This window comes from Variovorax sp. P4_D9, from assembly GCF_056401695.1.
On sequence record NZ_JBFUIU010000099.1, the window covers coordinates 1 to 17873 of the forward strand.

16 protein-coding genes are annotated in these 17873 nt (G+C 67.8%); 11 read left to right on the forward strand and 5 right to left on the reverse strand.

The genetic code is table 11. The features are described 5' to 3' along the window. From AC1DY5_RS13520 to AC1DY5_RS13530, 3 genes are all read right to left on the reverse strand, one after another. On the reverse strand, positions 1-353 hold a 353-nt coding region (locus AC1DY5_RS13520), incomplete at its 3' end, for a DUF2817 domain-containing protein (RefSeq protein WP_478112000.1). Next, on the reverse strand, positions 350-1564 hold the full coding sequence (locus AC1DY5_RS13525; protein WP_478112002.1) for a M20 aminoacylase family protein: 1215 nt from the start codon (positions 1562-1564) through the stop codon (positions 350-352). The genes AC1DY5_RS13525 and AC1DY5_RS13520, both read right to left, overlap by 4 nt. A gap of 69 nt (positions 1565-1633) precedes the next feature. Next, on the reverse strand, positions 1634-2836 hold the full coding sequence (locus AC1DY5_RS13530) for a glycerophosphodiester phosphodiesterase (protein ID WP_478112004.1): 1203 nt from the start codon (positions 2834-2836) through the stop codon (positions 1634-1636). 101 nt (positions 2837-2937) lie between these two features. Here AC1DY5_RS13530 and argE point away from each other — a divergent pair, with 101 nt between their 5' ends. Together argE and AC1DY5_RS13540 are read left to right on the forward strand one after the other, a co-directional pair. Further along, complete coding sequence (argE, locus tag AC1DY5_RS13535; protein WP_478112006.1) at positions 2938-4146, forward strand: acetylornithine deacetylase; 1209 nt, start codon at positions 2938-2940, stop codon at positions 4144-4146. 13 nt (positions 4147-4159) lie between these two features. Further along, positions 4160-5383 (forward strand): DUF445 domain-containing protein, encoded by a 1224-nt coding sequence (locus tag AC1DY5_RS13540; protein ID WP_478112008.1) that lies wholly within the window; start codon positions 4160-4162, stop codon positions 5381-5383. Between the two features lie 13 nt (positions 5384-5396). Here AC1DY5_RS13540 and AC1DY5_RS13545 read toward each other — a convergent pair whose 3' ends face one another. Further along, positions 5397-6170 (reverse strand): type III pantothenate kinase, encoded by a 774-nt coding sequence (locus tag AC1DY5_RS13545; protein WP_478112010.1) that lies wholly within the window; start codon positions 6168-6170, stop codon positions 5397-5399. A 122-nt stretch (positions 6171-6292) separates the two neighbouring features. Between AC1DY5_RS13545 and lysM the strand changes: the two genes are divergently transcribed. Further along, positions 6293-6754, forward strand: coding sequence for a peptidoglycan-binding protein LysM (lysM, locus tag AC1DY5_RS13550; protein ID WP_478112011.1), 462 nt, complete (start codon positions 6293-6295; stop codon positions 6752-6754). A gap of 142 nt (positions 6755-6896) precedes the next feature. On the opposite strand, the gene AC1DY5_RS13555 is transcribed toward lysM, so the two are convergent. Further along, positions 6897-7349, reverse strand: coding sequence for a rhodanese-like domain-containing protein (locus AC1DY5_RS13555; RefSeq protein ID WP_478112012.1), 453 nt, complete (start codon positions 7347-7349; stop codon positions 6897-6899). Between the two features lie 179 nt (positions 7350-7528). Here AC1DY5_RS13555 and AC1DY5_RS13560 point away from each other — a divergent pair, with 179 nt between their 5' ends. The 8 genes from AC1DY5_RS13560 to AC1DY5_RS13595 all read left to right on the forward strand — a co-directional run. Continuing rightward, positions 7529-8638 (forward strand): TRAP transporter substrate-binding protein, encoded by a 1110-nt coding sequence (locus tag AC1DY5_RS13560; protein WP_478112013.1) that lies wholly within the window; start codon positions 7529-7531, stop codon positions 8636-8638. 89 nt (positions 8639-8727) lie between these two features. Further along, on the forward strand, positions 8728-9384 hold the full coding sequence (locus AC1DY5_RS13565; RefSeq protein ID WP_478112015.1) for a TRAP transporter small permease subunit: 657 nt from the start codon (positions 8728-8730) through the stop codon (positions 9382-9384). Between the two features lie 52 nt (positions 9385-9436). Further along, positions 9437-11335, forward strand: a complete 1899-nt coding sequence (locus AC1DY5_RS13570) for a TRAP transporter large permease (RefSeq protein WP_478112017.1) — start codon at positions 9437-9439, stop codon at positions 11333-11335. Between the two features lie 56 nt (positions 11336-11391). Further along, the gene (locus tag AC1DY5_RS13575) at positions 11392-11817 is read left to right on the forward strand and encodes a CopG family transcriptional regulator (RefSeq protein ID WP_478112018.1); all 426 of its coding nucleotides are present in this window, start codon (positions 11392-11394) and stop codon (positions 11815-11817) included. Between the two features lie 30 nt (positions 11818-11847). Continuing rightward, positions 11848-12975, forward strand: a complete 1128-nt coding sequence (locus tag AC1DY5_RS13580) for an extracellular catalytic domain type 1 short-chain-length polyhydroxyalkanoate depolymerase (RefSeq protein ID WP_478112020.1) — start codon at positions 11848-11850, stop codon at positions 12973-12975. Positions 12976-13117: 142 nt separating this feature from the next. After that, positions 13118-15217, forward strand: a complete 2100-nt coding sequence (locus AC1DY5_RS13585; protein ID WP_478112022.1) for a DUF6600 domain-containing protein — start codon at positions 13118-13120, stop codon at positions 15215-15217. Between the two features lie 55 nt (positions 15218-15272). Continuing rightward, on the forward strand, positions 15273-16628 hold the full coding sequence (gorA, locus tag AC1DY5_RS13590) for a glutathione-disulfide reductase (RefSeq protein ID WP_478112024.1): 1356 nt from the start codon (positions 15273-15275) through the stop codon (positions 16626-16628). Positions 16629-16642: 14 nt separating this feature from the next. Continuing rightward, positions 16643-17873 (forward strand): AMP nucleosidase (locus tag AC1DY5_RS13595; protein WP_478112026.1); only part of this gene is annotated, 1231 nt, incomplete at its 3' end.

The window sequence follows — 17873 nt, forward strand, 5'->3', positions numbered from 1 at the left end:
GCCTCACGCTCGACCAGTTGCACGATCGTCTCGGCGACGTCCGGCAGGTAAGCCCACTGGTGGCCCACGCCCGGCCGCGCCTTCTCGCGCCATTCGGCATCGTGCAGCGCGAACACCTGGACGCCGCTGCCGCAATGGCCTTCGACGCCATGGCAGGCACTGGTGACGATCAGCATGCGCTCGGCCTGCGGGTCGCCATCGAGCGCGACGTCCATCGCGAGTTCCTCGCCATCGCGCCCCTTGAGCGGATGGACGCGGGAGCGCACTTCGATCCCGGCGCCGGCGCAGCCCTGCAGAAACTTCTGCCGCGCCTGGGCATAGCGCGCCGAGAAGGCTTCCCCGACGCCGATCATGCCGCGGCTCCTTCCGCCAGCTTCGGGCTGTTGAGGAACTGTTCGGCCAGCTGCACCCAGCAGGTGGCGCCGAGCGGAATCAGGTCGTCGTTGAAGTCGTAGCTCGCGTTGTGCAGCATGCAGGGGCCGCCGCCGTGGTGCACGGCACGGTGGCTGCCGTCGCCGTTGCCGATGAAGGCGTAGGCGCCGGGACTGGCCAGCAGCATGAAGGCGAAGTCCTCGGCCGTCATGGCCGGCTCCTGGACCAGCACGTTCTCGTCGCCGACGATGCCCGCCATGACGCGGCGCGCGAAGTTGGCTTCGGGCGCCGAGTTGATGGTCGGCGGGTAGTTGCGGTGGAAGTGGAAGTCGCACTGCGCCTCATGGGCCGCGCAGATGTGTTCGGCGATGGTCTTCATGCGGGCCTCGATCAGGTCCAGCACCTCGAGCGAGAAGGTGCGCACCGTGCCCTTGAGCTCGCAACTGTCGGGGATCACATTGCTGGCCTCGCCGCCATGGATCATCGTGACCGAGATCACGCCGGCATCGGTCGGCTTCTTGTTGCGCGTGAGGATGGTCTGGAAGGCCTGCACCATCTCGCAGGCCACCGGCACCGGATCGATGCCGGTGTGCGGCAGTGCGGCATGGCCGCCCTTGCCCGTGATCTTGATCCTGAACTCGTTGCTCGAGGCCATGGCCGGCCCGGGGCTGACCGCGAACTGGCCGGCCTTCATGCCGGGCCAGTTGTGCATGCCGAACACGGCTTCCATCGGGAACTGCTCGAATAGGCCGTCCTTGACCATCTCGCGGGCGCCGCCGCCGCCCTCCTCGGCGGGCTGGAAGATCAGGTAGACCGTGCCATCGAAATTGCGGTGCTTCGCCAGGTGCTGCGCCGCCGCCAGGAGCATGGCCGTGTGGCCGTCGTGGCCGCAGGCGTGCATCTTGCCGTGGTGCTTGCTGGCGTGCTCGAAGGTGTTGAGCTCGGTGACCGGCAGCGCGTCCATGTCGGCGCGCAGCCCGACCGCTCGCTCGCTGCTGCCGTTCTTCACGATGCCAACGACGCCGGTGGTGCCGAGGCCGCGGTGGATCGGGATCCCCCACTCGGTCAGCTTGGCCGCCACCACGTCGGCGGTACGGACTTCTTCGAAGCAGAGTTCGGGATGGGCATGGAGATCGCGTCGGACCGCGGCGATGCCGGCCGCCTGGCTGACCAGGGAATCGATGAGTTTCATGGGCACGAGTCTAGACTTTGCGGATGGAGCCCGCAAAGAGCGTACCGCGTGGGCCGCGCGACTGACGATTCAACGCACCTGCTGTTTCAACCACGCTGCGCGCGCGGCCAGTGCCGTATCGGTGAAATCGGTGAAGACGCCGTCCACGCCCAGCCGGTAGTACACCAGGTACTCGTTCGACGGATCGCCCTTGTAGTCTGCCGGCAGCCGCCGCGATTCGTTGCGGAAGGTGAACGGATGGACGAACAGGCCGGCCTTGTGGGCGTCGGCGACCAGCGGGGTCGGGCCAAGGGTCGTGGCGTCGGCATCGTTGATCTTGCCGTCGCCATTGACGTCCACCGGCTTGCCATCGGGCCCGATGGTGCCTTTCATGCTCACGATGTAGCGCTTCCAGGGACCGATGCCGTCCGCATAGGTCTTGATCTCGGCCAGGCCGGCGGGCGTCACCATCACGTCGAAATTGCGTCGGTCGCCGGCCTTTGTCCATTCGTAGGGACGGTCGACCGGCACCGCATAGGTCATCGCGCCGCTCTTCATGTCGATGCCATCGCCATCGATCAGCTGGACGATGCGGGTCTTCAGGCCCTTGGCCTTCATGTATTTGAGGCTGCCGGGCTCGAAGGACTGGACGAACACCGGCGCCCCCTTGTTGTTCCAGCCGGCGGCCTCGAGCATCGCGATCAGCTTGTCTTCGAGCGGCAAGCCCAGGTCGCGGAAGTAGGTCGGGTTCTTGGTCTCCGGATAGATGCCGATGCTGCGGCCGCTTTCGCGCGACTTGGCCTTCGCGAGATCGATCACCTGCTGGAAGGTCGGCACCTTGTACTGGCCATTGAACTGCTGCGGACGCTCGGCATCGGTAKAGATGGCCCCAAGCCGCTGGATCTCGGCCAAGGTGAAATCATTGCTGAACCAGCCGGTCTGCGTTTCGCCGTCGACCTGGATGGTCTTCTTGCGAGCCGCGAATTCGGGCCGGCTGGCGACGTCGGTGCTGATCGCGAGGTTGGGATCGTGGCGCGTGATCAACACGCCGTCCTTGGTCGCGACCAGGTCCATCTCGATGTAGTCGGCACCCAATTCGATCGCGCGCGCATAGGCCTCCAGCGTCTCCTCGGGCAGATAGCCGGAAGCACCGCGGTGCGCGACCACCAGCGGCGGCTGACCATCCAGCGTCGGCAAGCCGGAGGTGGGTTTGCCACCCGGCGCGCTGCAGCCCGCAAGGCAAAGCACAGCGGCCAGCGTGGCGGCTGCGATTGGGGTCTGGCTGGATGTCATGGTTCTTCTCCTTGGTGAATGCGGCCGCACAGCCTACTCCCGCGCCATGACACTTCGGAGGCGCCGGCACGCCAGCCCCGACTTCCGGGACAATGCCCCGCATGTCACATGTGCTCTCCTCCCGCAGCCTAGAACTCGCGCAGACGCTGCTGCGCATGAATACGGTCAGCGCCAACAGCAATCTCGAACTGATCGATTTCGCGCGCGATCACTTGGCCGGCCTCGGCGTGCGCAGCCGGCTGACCTACAACGGCGACAAGACCAAGGCCAACCTGTTCGCCACACTGGGCGCCGGCAAGAAGGCCGGCGTGATCGTCTCGGGCCACACCGACACCGTGCCGTGGGACGGCCAGGACTGGAGCGTCGACCCGCTGTCGGCGATCGTGCAGGACTGGCCCGCCGATGACGCCGATGCCGAAGCGGCGCGGATCGAGCCGCGCCTCTATGGCCGCGGTGCTGCCGACATGAAGAGCTTCATCGCGATCGCGCTGGCCAACGCCGAGCGCTTCATCGAGAGCGACTCGCCGTTCGCGGTGCACTTCGCCTTCAGCTACGACGAAGAGGTCGGCTGCTTCGGCGTCAGGGAACTGATCGCCGACATGAAGGACGAAGGCATCAAGCCGCTGGCCTGCATCATCGGCGAGCCGACGCTGATGGTGCCGGCGATCGCGCACAAGGGCGTCTACCGCTACAAGTGCTGCGTGCGCGGCAAGGAGGCGCACTCGTCGCTGACGCCGCAATCGGTCAACGCCATCGAGATGGCCGCACGGGTGGTCGGCAAGCTGCGCGACATGGCCGAGGGCTTCGAGCGCGACGAGCGGCGCTACGAGGGCTTCGACGTGCCCTACAGCACCGCCAGCGTGGGCCAGTTCCATGGCGGCATCGCCGACAACGTGGTGCCGCGCGACGCCGAGTTCCGCTATGAATTCCGCAACCTGCCGACCGCCGACGCGGCGCGGATGCAGAAGGAAATCACCGACTACGCCAGCCGCACCGAGACCGCCATGAAGAAGGTCGCGCCCGACGCCGGCTTCAGCTTCGAGACCATCTGCGAGATCCCGAGCTTCCTGAGCTCTGCCGACGAACCCGTGACCCGGCTCGCCCAGCGGCTGGCAAAGGAGTCGCGCACCACGCTGGTGGCCTTCGGCACCGAGGCCGGCCTGTTCAAGAACGCCGGCATCCCGACCGTCGTCTGCGGCCCCGGCAGCATCACCCAGGCGCACCTGCCCGACGAGTACGTGACGCTGGAGCAACTGGCGCGCTGCGAGCAGTTCCTGCAGGGGCTGGCCGCGACGAAGGAGATCCGCTGACTCGGCGCCCGCCATGAAGCGTGTCGCGCTGGCCCTGTTGGGCGCCGCCGCACTGCTGTACGCGCTGGCGACGGCGCTGGAACCCCGCCATCCGGCCTGGGGCTACGTGGCCGCCTTCGCCGAGGCCGCGATGGTCGGTGCGATCGCCGACTGGTTCGCGGTGGTGGCGCTGTTTCGCCACCCGCTGGGCCTGCCGATACCGCACACCGCGATCATCCCGGCCAACAAGGACCGGATCGGCGCCAAGCTCGCGGGATTCATCTGCAACAACTTCCTGAGCACGACGCAGGTGCTGGCCAAGCTGGCACAGTTCGATCCGGCGGCGCGGCTCGCGGACTGGCTCTCGCGGCCCGCGAGCGCCGAGAAGCTCGGCGGCCACCTGGTGGCCGCGGTGCGCTACGGGCTCACGGCCTTCGACGATGCCCGGGTGCGCGACTTCCTCGGCCGCATGACGGCGGCCGCGCTGGATCAGGTGGACCTGGCCCGCCTGGCCGGCCAGGCGCTCGATGCCCTGACGGCCGGCGGCCGCCATCACGCCCWGCTCGACGACCWGCTGCGGCAGGTCGCGACAGGGGTCGAGGACGACGAGGTGCAGGAGCGGATCACCGAGGCGATCGCGCGCGAGATCAAGACCCTGCGCTACGTCGGCCTGGACCAGGTGGCGGCCCGGCTGGCGACGCGCAAGATCGTGGCCGCGGTGGTGCACACCCTGGGCGAGATGGCGGCCGAGCCGCAACACCCGCTGCGGCTGCGCTTCGATGCCTACATGAGCGACTTTGTCGAGCGGCTGAAGACCGATCCCGAGTTTCAGCGTCGCGGCGAGGCGATCCGTGCCGAACTGCAGGCGCATCCGGCGCTGGGCGACTACCTGCACGGTCTCTGGAGCGAATTGCTCGCGTGGCTGCACGACGACCTGGCGAAACACGATTCGAGCATCCGCCGGAGGCTGGTCGCGATGGCCGGCGCGCTCGGCGCCCGGCTCTCGGCCGACGAGGCGATGCGGCGCTGGATCAACGAGCAGATCGTGGATGCGGCACCGCGTGCGATCGACCGCTACCGCGAGGACATCCGGCGCTACATCGTGGAGCGCGTGGCCGACTGGAACACCGACGAGATGACCGTGGAGCTCGAGCGCAACATCGGCCGCGACCTGCAGTTCATCCGGGTCAACGGCACGCTGGTTGGCGGGCTCGTCGGGCTCACGATCCACACCGCCACGCAGCTGTGGAAGGGCTGAGGCGCGCGCGGATTCAACCAGGAAGGAGCCGCTCCTGCGCGATCACCAGCAGCCCGTCCATGATCAGGCTGTCGACCAGTTCGAAGTCGCCGTTCATGCTCGGCGCCATCTTCCAGCCGGCACCGCCGGTCATGTAGCAGGCCGGCTCGGCGCCGCAGTGCGCCCGCACGTGCTGCACCATGCGTTCGACCGCACCGGCGATGGCATAGGTGCCGCCACTGGTCAGGGCGTCGCTGGTGTTGGTGGGGAACTCGCGCACCTCGCCGGTCGGCACGTGCAGGCCGGCGGTGCCGGACTCGAGCGCGCGCAGCATGATGCCGTGCCCCGGCAGGATCAGGCCGCCAAGAAATTTGCCGTGGACGTCCACCGCCTCGACCGTGACCGCGGTACCGATCATCACCACCACCATCGGCCGTGGCGCGCCTTGCGACATCATGCGATGGCGGGCCCCGATCATCGCCACCCAGCGATCGGCGCCCAGCCGGGTGGGATGGTCGTAGCCATTGACGATGCCGGCCTCGGCGAGGCTCGAGACCACCCAACGCGGCGAGCACTCGAAGCGCTCGACCAACTGCTCCTCGGCGCGGCGCCGCACGGCATCGCCGGCCACCACGCAGCCGAGCATCGACTCGGGCGCGGGCAGTTCCGCCCACGGGCCCTCGGCCAGCCGCTCGATGTGATCGAGGAACTCGGCGCCATGCGCGATCAGCACCGCGCCGGGACGCGGGGTGTCGTAGAGGGACCACTTGAGGCGGGTGTTGCCGATGTCGATCGCGAGGAATGCCATGCGCGGCATTATTGCGAGTTGTGCTTACGGGCGCTTGCACATGCGATAACGGCCTACGCGGAAGCGCCATCTTCCGCCATTAAAGTGGCCTGTCCGATTCATCAATGCAGAAGGAGAAAACCATGGGTTTGCTGAGTTTCATCAAAGAGGCCGGAGAGAAGCTCTTCGGCGGCTCGACGGCGCAGGCGGCGGAACCGGACAAGGACAAGGCGGCCGCGGCGGCCATCAAGACCTATATCGAGACCCAGAACCTCGGTCTGACCGGCCTGGAGGTCACCTACCTCGGCGCCACGGGCGTCGTCACGCTGTCCGGCAATGCGCCGTCGCAGGAGGCCAGCGAAAAGGCATCACTGGCCGCGGGGAACGTGGCCAACGTGACCCAGGTCGACAACAAGCTGGTCGCACCGGCGGCCGATCCGGCCCAGTACCACGACGTGGTGCGCGGCGACACGCTGTCGGCGATCTCCAAGAAGTACTACGGCGACGCCAACAAGTACAACGTGATCTTCGAGGCCAACAAGCCGATGCTGAGCCATCCGGACAAGATCTATCCGGGGCAGAAGCTGCGCATTCCTAAAATTTAGCCTCGCCGCCAGGTTGCCCGGCACTTCGTGTCCGGGCGCCCACCCCCTACCGGGGGCAACACCAGCGGCCCGGCAAAGCCGGTTCCGCGGTGTTACACCAATGGGCCTGGCTGCGCCGGCCGGTGAAGGGGCGGCGGAGGGCTCAGTTCTGCTTCCAGGGCAGGCCGCGGAAGCGCCAGCCGCCTTTTCGGCCGCGGTGCCCGTCCGCATCGGCATCGCCCTCGAAACCCTCGAGGATGTTGTAGGCCTCGATGCCGAGTTCGGTCGCGCGCTTGGCAGCCGCAATCGAGCGCACGCCGCTGCGGCACAGCATCAAGGCCTTGCTGCCCGCCGGCATGGCGGCCCGCAAGCCTTCGTCGAAGCCCGGATTGAGCGCCAAGGCGGGCCACTGTTTCCAGGCCAGGCCCACCGCGCCCGGCACATAGCCCACCCATTCGCGCTCGGCGTCGCTGCGAACGTCGACCAGGACACCCTCGCCGCTGGCCATCCATTGCGCCGCCTGCTCCGGCGTGACGTCGCCGGCATAGCCCGCGGCCGGCCTCACGCCGGCCCGATCCGCAGCCGGAGAAGACGTTGTCGCGTCGGTTGAGGTCATTTCTTGTCTTGTCCTTGAAAACATGGAGGGAAAAGAGCCGGGCCGAATCCTTCCTCACTCGGGGAAACGGTCCGTCGCAGATCGAATTCTGCGCAGTTCGTGAAAACCCTCTTCATCACAAAAGTTCACCTATGCAAGAAAATGTTTGTGTCTTCCAGGCATACCCACGGAGGCACGCAATGACAGAGCACTCAATGAGCCGTCGGCGCAGTCTGTTGAAAGGGGCCGCCGTCGCGGCCGGCACCCTGTCCGCGCCCATGGTCAGCATGGCACAGACCACTTCGATGCGATTCCAGAGCACCTGGCCGGCGAAGGACATCTTCCATGAATACGCCAACGACTTCGCCAAGAAGGTCAACGACATGGCGGGCGGCCGCCTGAAGATCGAGGTGCTGCCCTCGGGCGCCGTGGTGCCGGCCTTCCAGCTCCTTGAAGCGGTGAACAAGGGCACGCTAGACGGCGGCCATGGCGTAGTGGCCTATCACTATGGCAAGAATTCGGCGCTCGCGCTGTGGGGCTCGGGCCCGGCCTACGGCATGGATGCGAACATGGTGCTGGCCTGGCACTACTACGGCGGCGGCAAGGCGCTGCTCGAGGAAATCTACAAGTCGATCCACATGGACGTGGTGTCGTACCTCTATGGCCCGATGCCGACGCAGCCGCTGGGCTGGTTCAAGAAGCCGATCGCGCGCGTCGAGGACCTCAAGGGCCTGAAGTACCGCACCGTGGGTCTCGCGGTCGACATTTTCACCGAGCTGGGCGCGGCGGTGAACCCGCTGTCCGGCGGCGAGATCGTGCCTGCGCTCGATCGCGGCCTTATCGACGCGGCCGAGTTCAACAATGCGTCGAGCGATCGCGTGCTGGGTTTTCCCGACGTGGCGAAGAACTGCATGCTGCAGAGCTTTCACCAGAGCGGCGAGCAGTTCGAGATCCTATTCAACAAGGGCAAGTACAACGCGTTGCCGCAGGAGCTTCGGTTCATCATCGACTACGCGGTGCAGGCCGCCAGCGCCGACATGAGCTGGAAGGCCGTGGACCGCAACACCAAGGATTACCAGGAGATGAAGAAGGCCGGCGTCAAGTTCTACAAGACGCCCGACGCCATCCTGCGCGCCCAGCTCGCCGCATGGGACAAGACCATTGCCCAGAAGGCGAAGGAGAACCCGCTGTTCCAGAAGGTGCTCGATTCGCAGAAAGCCTTTGCGCAGTCCGCGGGCCAATGGCAGAACGACTACATGGTCGATTTCAAGATGGCCTACAACCACTACTTCTCGGCGAAGAAGGCCTGACGGCCATGCGCCTCCCCCGCCGTCGCGGCGCCAGCCCTTCCGGTTGACCCCGGAAGGTTCCTTCTTGCCAGCTGCACGCCGCGACGCCGATGAAAACCCAACAACTGTTGCATGCCGCCGACCGCCTGAGCACCTGGGCCGGCAAGACTTTCGCATGGCTCATCGTGGCGCTCATGCTGGTGGTGTGCGCCGAGGTCTTCAAGCGCTATGCGCTCAACGCGCCCACGGCGTGGATCTACGACGTGAACAACATGCTCTACGGCACGCTCTTCATGATGTGCGGCGCCTACACGCTGTCGCAGGACGGCCATGTGCGCGGCGACTTCCTCTACGCCGGCATGAAGCCGCGCACCCAGGCCACGCTGGACCTGGTGCTCTACATCGCCTTCTTCCTCCCGGGCATCGGCGCCCTGACCTGGGCCGGCTGGAGCTACTACCAGGACTCCCTGGCCATGAACGAACAGACCTTCAATGCCACGCCGCTGCCGGTGTATCCCTTCAAGTTCGTGATCCCGCTGGCCGGCGCCATCGTGATGCTGCAGGGGCTCGCCGAGATCCTGCGCTGCGTGGTGTGCCTGCGCACCGGCGCCTGGACGCCGCGACTGAAGGACGCCGGCGAAATGGACGTCATCGAGCAGCAGCTCGCCAACAGCACCTTCGTGGACGAGGCGGCGCGGCGCGACGCCATCGAGCGCGCCAAGGACGTGGACGAAGCGGCGCGCCACCGCGGCAGGGAGGCGACATGAGACGTTTCATGGCGATTCGCACCGCGGCGGCGCACGGCGCAAGGGTTTGCGAATGACCCAGGCCGCACTCGGGCTCACGATGCTCGGCCTCATCGTGGTCGTCATCATGCTGGGCTTCCCCACCGCCTTCACCCTGATGGGGCTGGGCATGCTGTTCGGCTTCGTCGCGTTCTACGACCCCGCCGCGCCGTGGTTCGACAACCGCATCTTCGACCTGATGGTGCAGCGCACCTTCGGCGCCATGACCAACGAGACGCTGCTGTCGATCCCGCTGTTCGTGCTGATGGGCTACGTGATGGAACGCGGCGCGCTGGTCGACAAGATGTTCTACAGCGTGCAGCTCGCGTTCCGGCGGGTGCCGGGATCGCTGGCGGTCGCGACCCTGATCATCTGCACCTTCTGGGGCATCGCCAGTGGCTTGGTTGGCGCGGTGGTGGTGCTGATGGGCGTGATCGCGATGCGGCCGATGCTCGACGCGGGCTACGACACGCGGCTCGCCGCCGGCGTGATCACCGCGGGCGGCACGCTGGGGATTCTGATCCCCCCGTCGGTGATGATCATCGTCTACGCCGCGGTGGCCGGGCAGTCGGTCGTCAAGCTCTACGCGGCGGCAATGTTTCCAGGTTTCTTTCTCGCGTTCCTCTATCTGGTCTACGTCATCGCCTGGGCACTGATCCAGCCCAAGGTGGCGCCGAAGCTGCCGCCCGAAGCACAGCGCGCGCCCGTAACACCCCCGGTGGCGCACATCGCCGCCAGCTACTCGCAACGCCTGCTGCCGGCGCTCGCGACCGCGGTGCTTCGGCCCGGACGCGCGACGAGCGCGACAGCCGCCGGCGTGCGGATCACGTGGTGGATGCTGGTGCGTTATCTGGCGCAGGCGCTCGTGCCGCTGCTTCTTGCGGCCGTGACGCTGGGCTCCGTCTGGTGGTATGTGACGATCTATTCGCAGAAGGACACCAACCCGCCGCTCCCAGTGGCCGAGCAGTCCCGGCAGGCGCCGCAAGGCGGCAGCGCACTGGCCGAACCGCGGGCCCAGGGCTTGCAGGAGCCGCCCGCCGAAGGGCTGCAGGAGCCGCCCTCGTCCGAAGGCGTTCAGGAGCCGCCCGGCGCTGACAGCCCCTCCCCCGGCGCCGGAGAAGGCCTGCAGGCGCTCGGCGAGCCGGTCGCCGCACCGCACGCGCAGGCGGTCCCCGCCGCCTTCTACACGGGCTTCTGGTTGACCTGCGCCTTCGTGCTGGTGCTGCTCGGCTGGTACTACTCGAAGCTGGACGCCGAGCAGTTCGAGATCCTGCGCCTGCTGGTGTCGTCGGTCATGCCGCTGGGCATCCTGACGCTGGTCGTGCTGGGCGTGATCCTGTTCGGCATCACGACGGCCACCGAGTCGGCGGCCGTCGGCGCGGCGGGCGCCTTCCTAATGGCCTGGCAGGCGAAGACGCTGAACTTTGAGCGCATCAAGGAGGCCGTGTTCCTGACCGCGAAGACCACGGCGATGGTCTGCTGGCTGTTCGTGGGATCCGCGCTGTTCTCGGCGGTCTTCGCGCTGCTCGGCGGCCAGCGCGTCATCGAAGTGTGGGTGATGGGGATGGACCTGACGCCGCTGCAGTTCCTGCTGTTGTCGCAGGCGCTCATCTTCGTGCTCGGCTGGCCGCTCGAATGGACCGAGATCATCGTGATCTTCATCCCGATCTTTCTGCCGCTGCTGGCGCATTTCCAGATCGACCCGTTGCTCTTCGGCGTGCTGGTGTTCGTGAACCTGCAGGCCGCCTTCCTGTCGCCGCCGGTGGCGATGTCGGCTTTCTATCTGAAAGGGGTGTCGCCTTCGCACGTGACGCTCAACCAGATCTTCGCGGGGATGATGCCCTACATGCTCATCGTGATCATGTGCATGGTGTTCATGTATCTCTGGCCCGGCTTGACGCTTTGGTTGCCCAAATATCTTTACGGAGGCTAGCGGAACGCCAAAAACCATCCAACGGGATGGTGTGCAGATGGTGTTAGGATGGCGAGATGCAAAGTCATCCCGTGCCCGCCGCGCTGCGCGCCAAGCCACCCGAAGCCGAGAAGATCACGATCAACCTCGGCTATGTCGATCTCGGCCATGTCGACCTGCTGGTGGGCGAGGGCTTCTACTCGAACCGCACCGACTTCATCCGCACCGCCATCCGCAACCAGTTGGCGGTCCATGGCGATGCACTGAAGCAAGTGGTCGCCCGCAAGATGCTGGTGCTCGGGCTGCAGCAGTTCAGCGCCGCCGACCTCGAAGCGGTGCGCCGCGCCGGCGAGAAGCTCGAGATCCGGGTGCTCGGGCTCGCCGCCATTTCAGCCGACGTCACGCCCGAGCTGGCCCTCGACACCATCGCTTCGGTCACCGTCCTCGGTGCCCTGCATGCGAGCGCCGCAGTCAAAGCCGCCCTAGCCGGCCGGCTGCGTTGATCCATTTTTTCCCCTCTCCGAAGGCTCCTCATGAATCCCCTGTTCGAACGCCTGATGCGCAAGGCCACCCTCCTCACCCAAAGGGGCAACCTGCAGGAAGCCACCCGGACGATCCAGCGCGCCCTGCGCGGCGGCGCCGCGACGCCCGATGCGGCGGAGCGCGAGACGCGCATGCCCGCGGCCAATGACGAAACCCTGGTGGTCGACGTCGAGGCCCGCCTGGTCGAGCCGGTGCCGGCGCCGGCGCCGTCGGAGGTTCCCGCGCACGAAAGCGGCGGCATCGAACCGGCCACCGAGCAATGGATCGACGGCCTGTTCGCCCACCAGCACCGGCCGATCGCCTACAAGCTCTTCGTGCCCGAGCAGGGCGCCGACAGCCCTCGCCCCCTGGTGCTGATGCTGCATGGCTGCACCCAGAATCCGGAGGACTTCGCCGCGGGCACGCAGATGAACCGGCTGGCCCGCGAGCACGGCTTCCTGGTGCTCTACCCGGCCCAGACCCAGCACGCCAACTCTTCCAGGTGCTGGAACTGGTTCAAGCCGCAACACCAGCAGCGCGGCCGCGGGGAGCCGGCCCTGCTGGCCGCGCTGACCCGGTCGGTCATGGATTCGCACGATGTCGATCCCGCGCGCGTCTATGTCGCAGGCCTGTCGGCCGGCGGTGCGATGGCCGACATCCTCGGGCGCGGCTACCCCGACCTGTTCGCCGCGGTCGGCGTGCACTCGGGGTTGCCGAGCGGCGCGGCCAGCGACTTGATGTCGGCGTTGGCCGCGATGAAGAGTGGGCCGGTCATCGACCGGGCGGATGGTCCCACCGTGCCCACCATCGTCTTCCACGGCGATGCCGACAGCACCGTGAACGCCCGCAACGGCGAGGCGCTGGTCGCGGCAGCGCTGGCGGGCCAGGACCGGCGCACGACCCCAATCGAAGCATCCGGATGCCGGTCGACGCAGGGCCGGGGCTTCACGCGACAGGTCCATGCGGATGCCGATGGCGTGCCGACAGTCGAGCACTGGCTGCTGCACGGCGCCGGACACGCCTGGTCGGGCGGCGATGCGCGCGGCTCCTTCACCGACCCGTCGGGCCCGGATGCCAGCGCCGAAATGCTGCGCTTCTTCCTGAGCCACCAGAAGGCGGTCGCCGGCGCCATTCCCTGACAGCCGCTTCGGCCCTCGGGCCAGGCCCCGGGGCTTACATGTGGTTGCGCGCAGTGTTGAAATATTGCGCTGCTTTGCGAAGCGGATGCCAGCGCGGCTCCGCCCTCGCGCGTTGATTGCGAAGAGACGAAAGAAAGCTTCGATGATGCAACGCTCCCCCCCTCTTTCCGGCCGCGCGACCGCTTGGCTGCTTGGCCTGGGATTGCTGCTGGCCGGCCTGCCAGCGGCGGCCCAGCAAGATCCCCCTGGCCGGGTCGGCAGCCTGAACTTCCAGCAAGGCACGGTCAGCTTCTCGCCGGCCGGAGAGAACGAGTGGTTCGAGCTGAGCCCCAACCGCCCGCTCACAGCCGGCGACCGGCTCTGGACCGACCACCATGCACGGGCCGAACTGCACGTGGGCGCCGACACGCTGCGACTCGACGAGCAGACCGGCATCACCCTTTCCGAGCTCGACGACGACACGGCCCGCATCACGGCATCGCAGGGCGGTCTGCAGCTGCGGGTGCGCGAGGAGCTCGGCGGCCGGCGTCTCGAGGTCGAAACCCCGAATCTCGCGGTGGTGGTCGAAGGCTCCGGCGACTACCGGATCGAGACCGACCCGTCCGCCGACACCACCCGTGTCGCGGTGGCCGCGGGCCGGGTCACGCTGTTCGGCGAAGGCGGCGAATCCATGGTCCTGGGCGCCCAGCAGCAGTTCATCACCTCGGGCCGCAACCTGGCTGCCGCGAGCGGCGCACCGGTGCGCGCCGACAACGGCTTCGATCGATGGGTGGCCGAACGGGACCGCGTCGAGGAACAGTCGATCTCGGCCCGCTACGTCTCGCGCGAAGTGGTCGGCTACCAGCAGCTCGACGCCTACGGCGATTGGCAAAACGATCCGACCTACGGCAACGTCTGGTATCCGCGCAATGTCGACGCCGAATGGGCGCCCTACCGCGACGGTCAGTGGGTCGACGTGGCCCCCTGGGGCTGGACCTGGATCGACGCCGCGCCATGGGGTTTCGCACCCGCGCACTATGGTCGATGGGCGCGCATCGGTCCGCGCTGGGGCTGGGTGCCCGGCCAGCGGCACGTGCGCCCGGTGTACGCGCCCGCCCTGGTCGGCTTCGTGGGCGGTGCCGCTGGCGGCGCGAATCTCGCCATCGGCAGCGGCCGCCATGGCGTCGGCTGGTTTCCGCTCGCGCCCGGCGAACCCTGGCGACCGGGCTACCGCGCCAGCCAGCGCTATGTCGACGCGGCCAATCGCGCCGCCTTCCAGCGGCAGCTCGCGGCGCGCCGAGGCGGCTTCGCCAACCAGCAACTGCCCGGCGCCGTGACGGTGGTGCCCACCGACGTCTTCGGCCGCGGCCCGGTCGGCCGGCGCGATGTGGTTCGCCTGCCGGCCAACCAGCTGAGCGGCGTGCCGGTCGGCATGGGCGCCCCGATCCCGCTTGGCGACCATGGGCGCGGTGGCTTCGGTCGCCCCGCCGCGCCGCCCCCGCCCCAGTCCGCGATGCCGCTGCGGCAGTTCCACCAGGGGCAGGCGCAGCCAGCGCAGCAGCTTCAACAGGCTCAGCAGATCCAGCAGATGCAACAACAACAGCTGTTGCAGCAGCGCGCGGCGCAAGCGCAAGCCGCGCAGGCGGCGCAACAAATGCAGCAAGCGCAGCAACTGCAGCAGGCCCAGCGCCTGCAGCAGGCCCAGCAGATGCAGCAGGCTCAGCGGCAACAGATCGAAGCCCAGCAGCGCGCCGCGCAAGCAGCACCGGCACAGGCACAGCAACAACTTCAACTGCAGCAGCAGGCCCAGCGCCAGCAGCAGGAGGCCCAGCAGCGTGCGGCGCAGGCGCAAGCCCAGCAATTGCAGGCGATGCAGCAGTTGCAGCAGGCCCAGCAGATGCAGCAGGCTCAGCGGCAACAGATCGAAGCCCAGCAGCGCGCCACGCAAGCAGCACAGGCACAGCAACAACTTCAACTGCAGCAGCAGGCCCAGCGCCAGCAGCAGGAGGCCCAGCAGCGTGCGGCGCAGGCGCAAGCCCAGCAATTGCAGGCGATGCAGCAGATGCAGGCCCAGCGCGCACAGCAGCTGATGCAGTCACAACAGCAGATGCTCCAGGCCCAGCAGGCGCAACAAGCCAACGCGGTCCGCCAGGCGCAGGAAATGCAGCAGCAGCGCGCGCTGCAGATGCAGCAGCGCGGGCCGCAGCGCTCGGGCATTCCGGTGCCCGACAGGCCAGGCGCGCCGCAGCCGGACCGCCCTTAGGCGCCGCCCAGCGGCAACGCCTCGCGCCGGCTACAGTCGGCGCGAAGGAGTTCCCATGCGCATCTACGACTTCGACCTTTTCGTCATCGGCGGCGGCAGCGGCGGCGTGCGCGCCGCACGGATGGCGGCCCAGCGCGGCGCCCGGGTGGCGCTGGCCGAATGCGCCGAACTGGGCGGGACCTGCGTCAACGTGGGCTGCATTCCCAAGAAACTCTACAGCTACGCCGCCGGCTACGCGGAAGCTTTCGAAGAGGCGGCCGGCTTCGGCTGGGACCTCGGCGAGCGGCGCTTCGACTGGAACCGGCTGAAGGCCAACCGCGGGCGCGAGATCAAGCGCCTCAACGAGGTCTACCGCAGCCTGCTCGAGGGCGCCGGCGCAACCGTGATCCACGGCTGGGCGCAGTTGCTGGACGGCCACACCGTGCAGGTCGGCGAACGCAGCTACAGCGCCCAGCACGTGCTGCTGGCGACCGGCGGCATGCCCTACGTGCCGGACCTCCCGGGGCGCGAGCATGTGATCGTCTCCGACGCGATGTTCGATCTCGACCCCTTCCCGAAGCGGCTGCTGGTGGTGGGCGGCGGCTACATTGCCTGCGAATTCGCCTCGATCTTCAACGGACTGGGCGCCGAGGTAATCCAGCTGCAGCGCAACGCGCACCTGCTGAGCGAGTTCGACGAGGACCTCCGCGAATTCCTGGCCAAGGAAATGCGGCGCGCCGGCGTCGACATCCGGTTCAACACCGAGATCGCCTCGATCCGCAGCCTCGACAGCGGCCTGTGCGCGATCCTGTCGCGTGGCCAGCGGGTGGAGGCCGACGCCATCCTGTTCGCCACCGGGCGGGTTCCGAACACCCAGGGCATGGGGCTGGAGGCCGCGGGGATCGCGCTCGACCCGCACGGCCGGGTGGTGGTCGATGCCCGCTACCGCAGCTCCGTGCCCTCGGTCTACGCGGTGGGCGACGTCTCCACCTCCCAGCAGCTCACGCCGGTGGCGCTGGCCGAGGCGATGGCCGTGGTGGACACTCTGTTCGGCAAGGGCAAGCGGCGGCTCGACTACGCCTACACGCCCACCGCGGTCTTCACCCATCCCAACATCGGCACCTGCGGCTACACCGAAGCCGCGGCGCGCATGAAGTTCGGTGCCGTCACCCTCTATTCGAGCGAATTCCGGGCGCTGCGCCATACGCTGTCCGGGAGCCAGGAGCGCACCTTCATGAAGCTGATCGTCGACACGGCCAGCGACCGCGTGGTGGGCCTGCACATGGTCGGCCCCGACGCCGGCGAGATCGTCCAGGGCTTTGCGGTCGCGATGCGCGCCGGCGCCACCAAGGCGGTCTTCGACAGCACCATTGGCATCCACCCGACGGTGGCGGAGGAGTTCGTGACGATGCGGGAGCCGATGCCGGGCTGAGCCACAATGGCTTCATGCCGTACATGCCCGCCTTCATCGCGCCCGCCCGCTTCACCGATCCCGACACCGCCCTTGAACAAGTCCGCCTGATCTACAGCGGCGGCCTGCAGCACCTGCGCGACGCGATGCAGCGCTTCGTCGCCGGCGAAAGCCTGCCGGGCCGGGTGCGCGCCTGCTACCCCTTCGTCCGGGTCCACACGCACACGGTCTCGCGCCGCACGCCGGCGGCCAACGCCGGCCTGAGCTACGGCTTCGTGTCGGGGCCGGGCCGCTACGAAACCACGCTGACCCGGCCCGACCTGTTCTCGCGCTACTACCGCGAACAGTTCCGCCTGCTGCTCGAGAACCACCAGGTCGAGATCGAAGTCGGCACCAGCACGCAGCCGATCCCGATCCATTTCTCATTCAACGAGAACGACCACATCGAGGGCACGATGAGCGCCGAGCGCCGGGCGCTGATGCGCGACGTGTTCGACCTGCCCGACCTCGGCGCCATGGACGACGGCATCGCCAACGGCACCTACGAGGCCCGGCCCGGCGAAGCGCAGCCGCTGTCGCTGTTCACCGCGGCTCGGGTCGACTACTCGCTGCACCGGTTGCGCCACTACAGCGGGACCGCACCCGAGTGGTTTCAGAACTTCGTGCTGTTCACCAACTACCAGTTCTACATCGACGAGTTCGTGCGCCTCGGCCACGAGGCGATGACCGACGAGAACAGCGAGTACATCGCCTTCATCGAGCCCGGCAACGTGGTCACCCGGCGCCGCGGGCTGACCGCGGGTTCGAGCCCGATGTACGGCGAGCTGCTCGACGGCACCCAGGGCACGCCGCCGCCGCGCCTGCCGCAGATGCCCGGCTACCACCTGGTGCGCGAGGACTGCACCGGCATCAGCATGGTCAACATCGGCGTCGGCCCGGCCAACGCCAAGACAATCACCGACCACGTGGCGGTGCTGCGCCCGCATGCCTGGGTGATGCTCGGCCACTGCGCGGGGCTGCGCCAGGGGCAGCAGCTCGGCGACTACGTGCTGGCCCATGCCTACGTGCGCGAGGACCACGTGCTCGACGAGGAACTGCCGCTGTGGGTGCCGATCCCGGCGCTGTCCGAAATCCAGCTGGCGCTCGAGAAGGCGGTGGCCGAGGTCACCGGCACGCAGGGCACCGAGCTCAAGAAGATCATGCGCACCGGCACCGTGGCGAGCACCGACAACCGCAACTGGGAACTGCTGCCGGGTAACCAGCCGC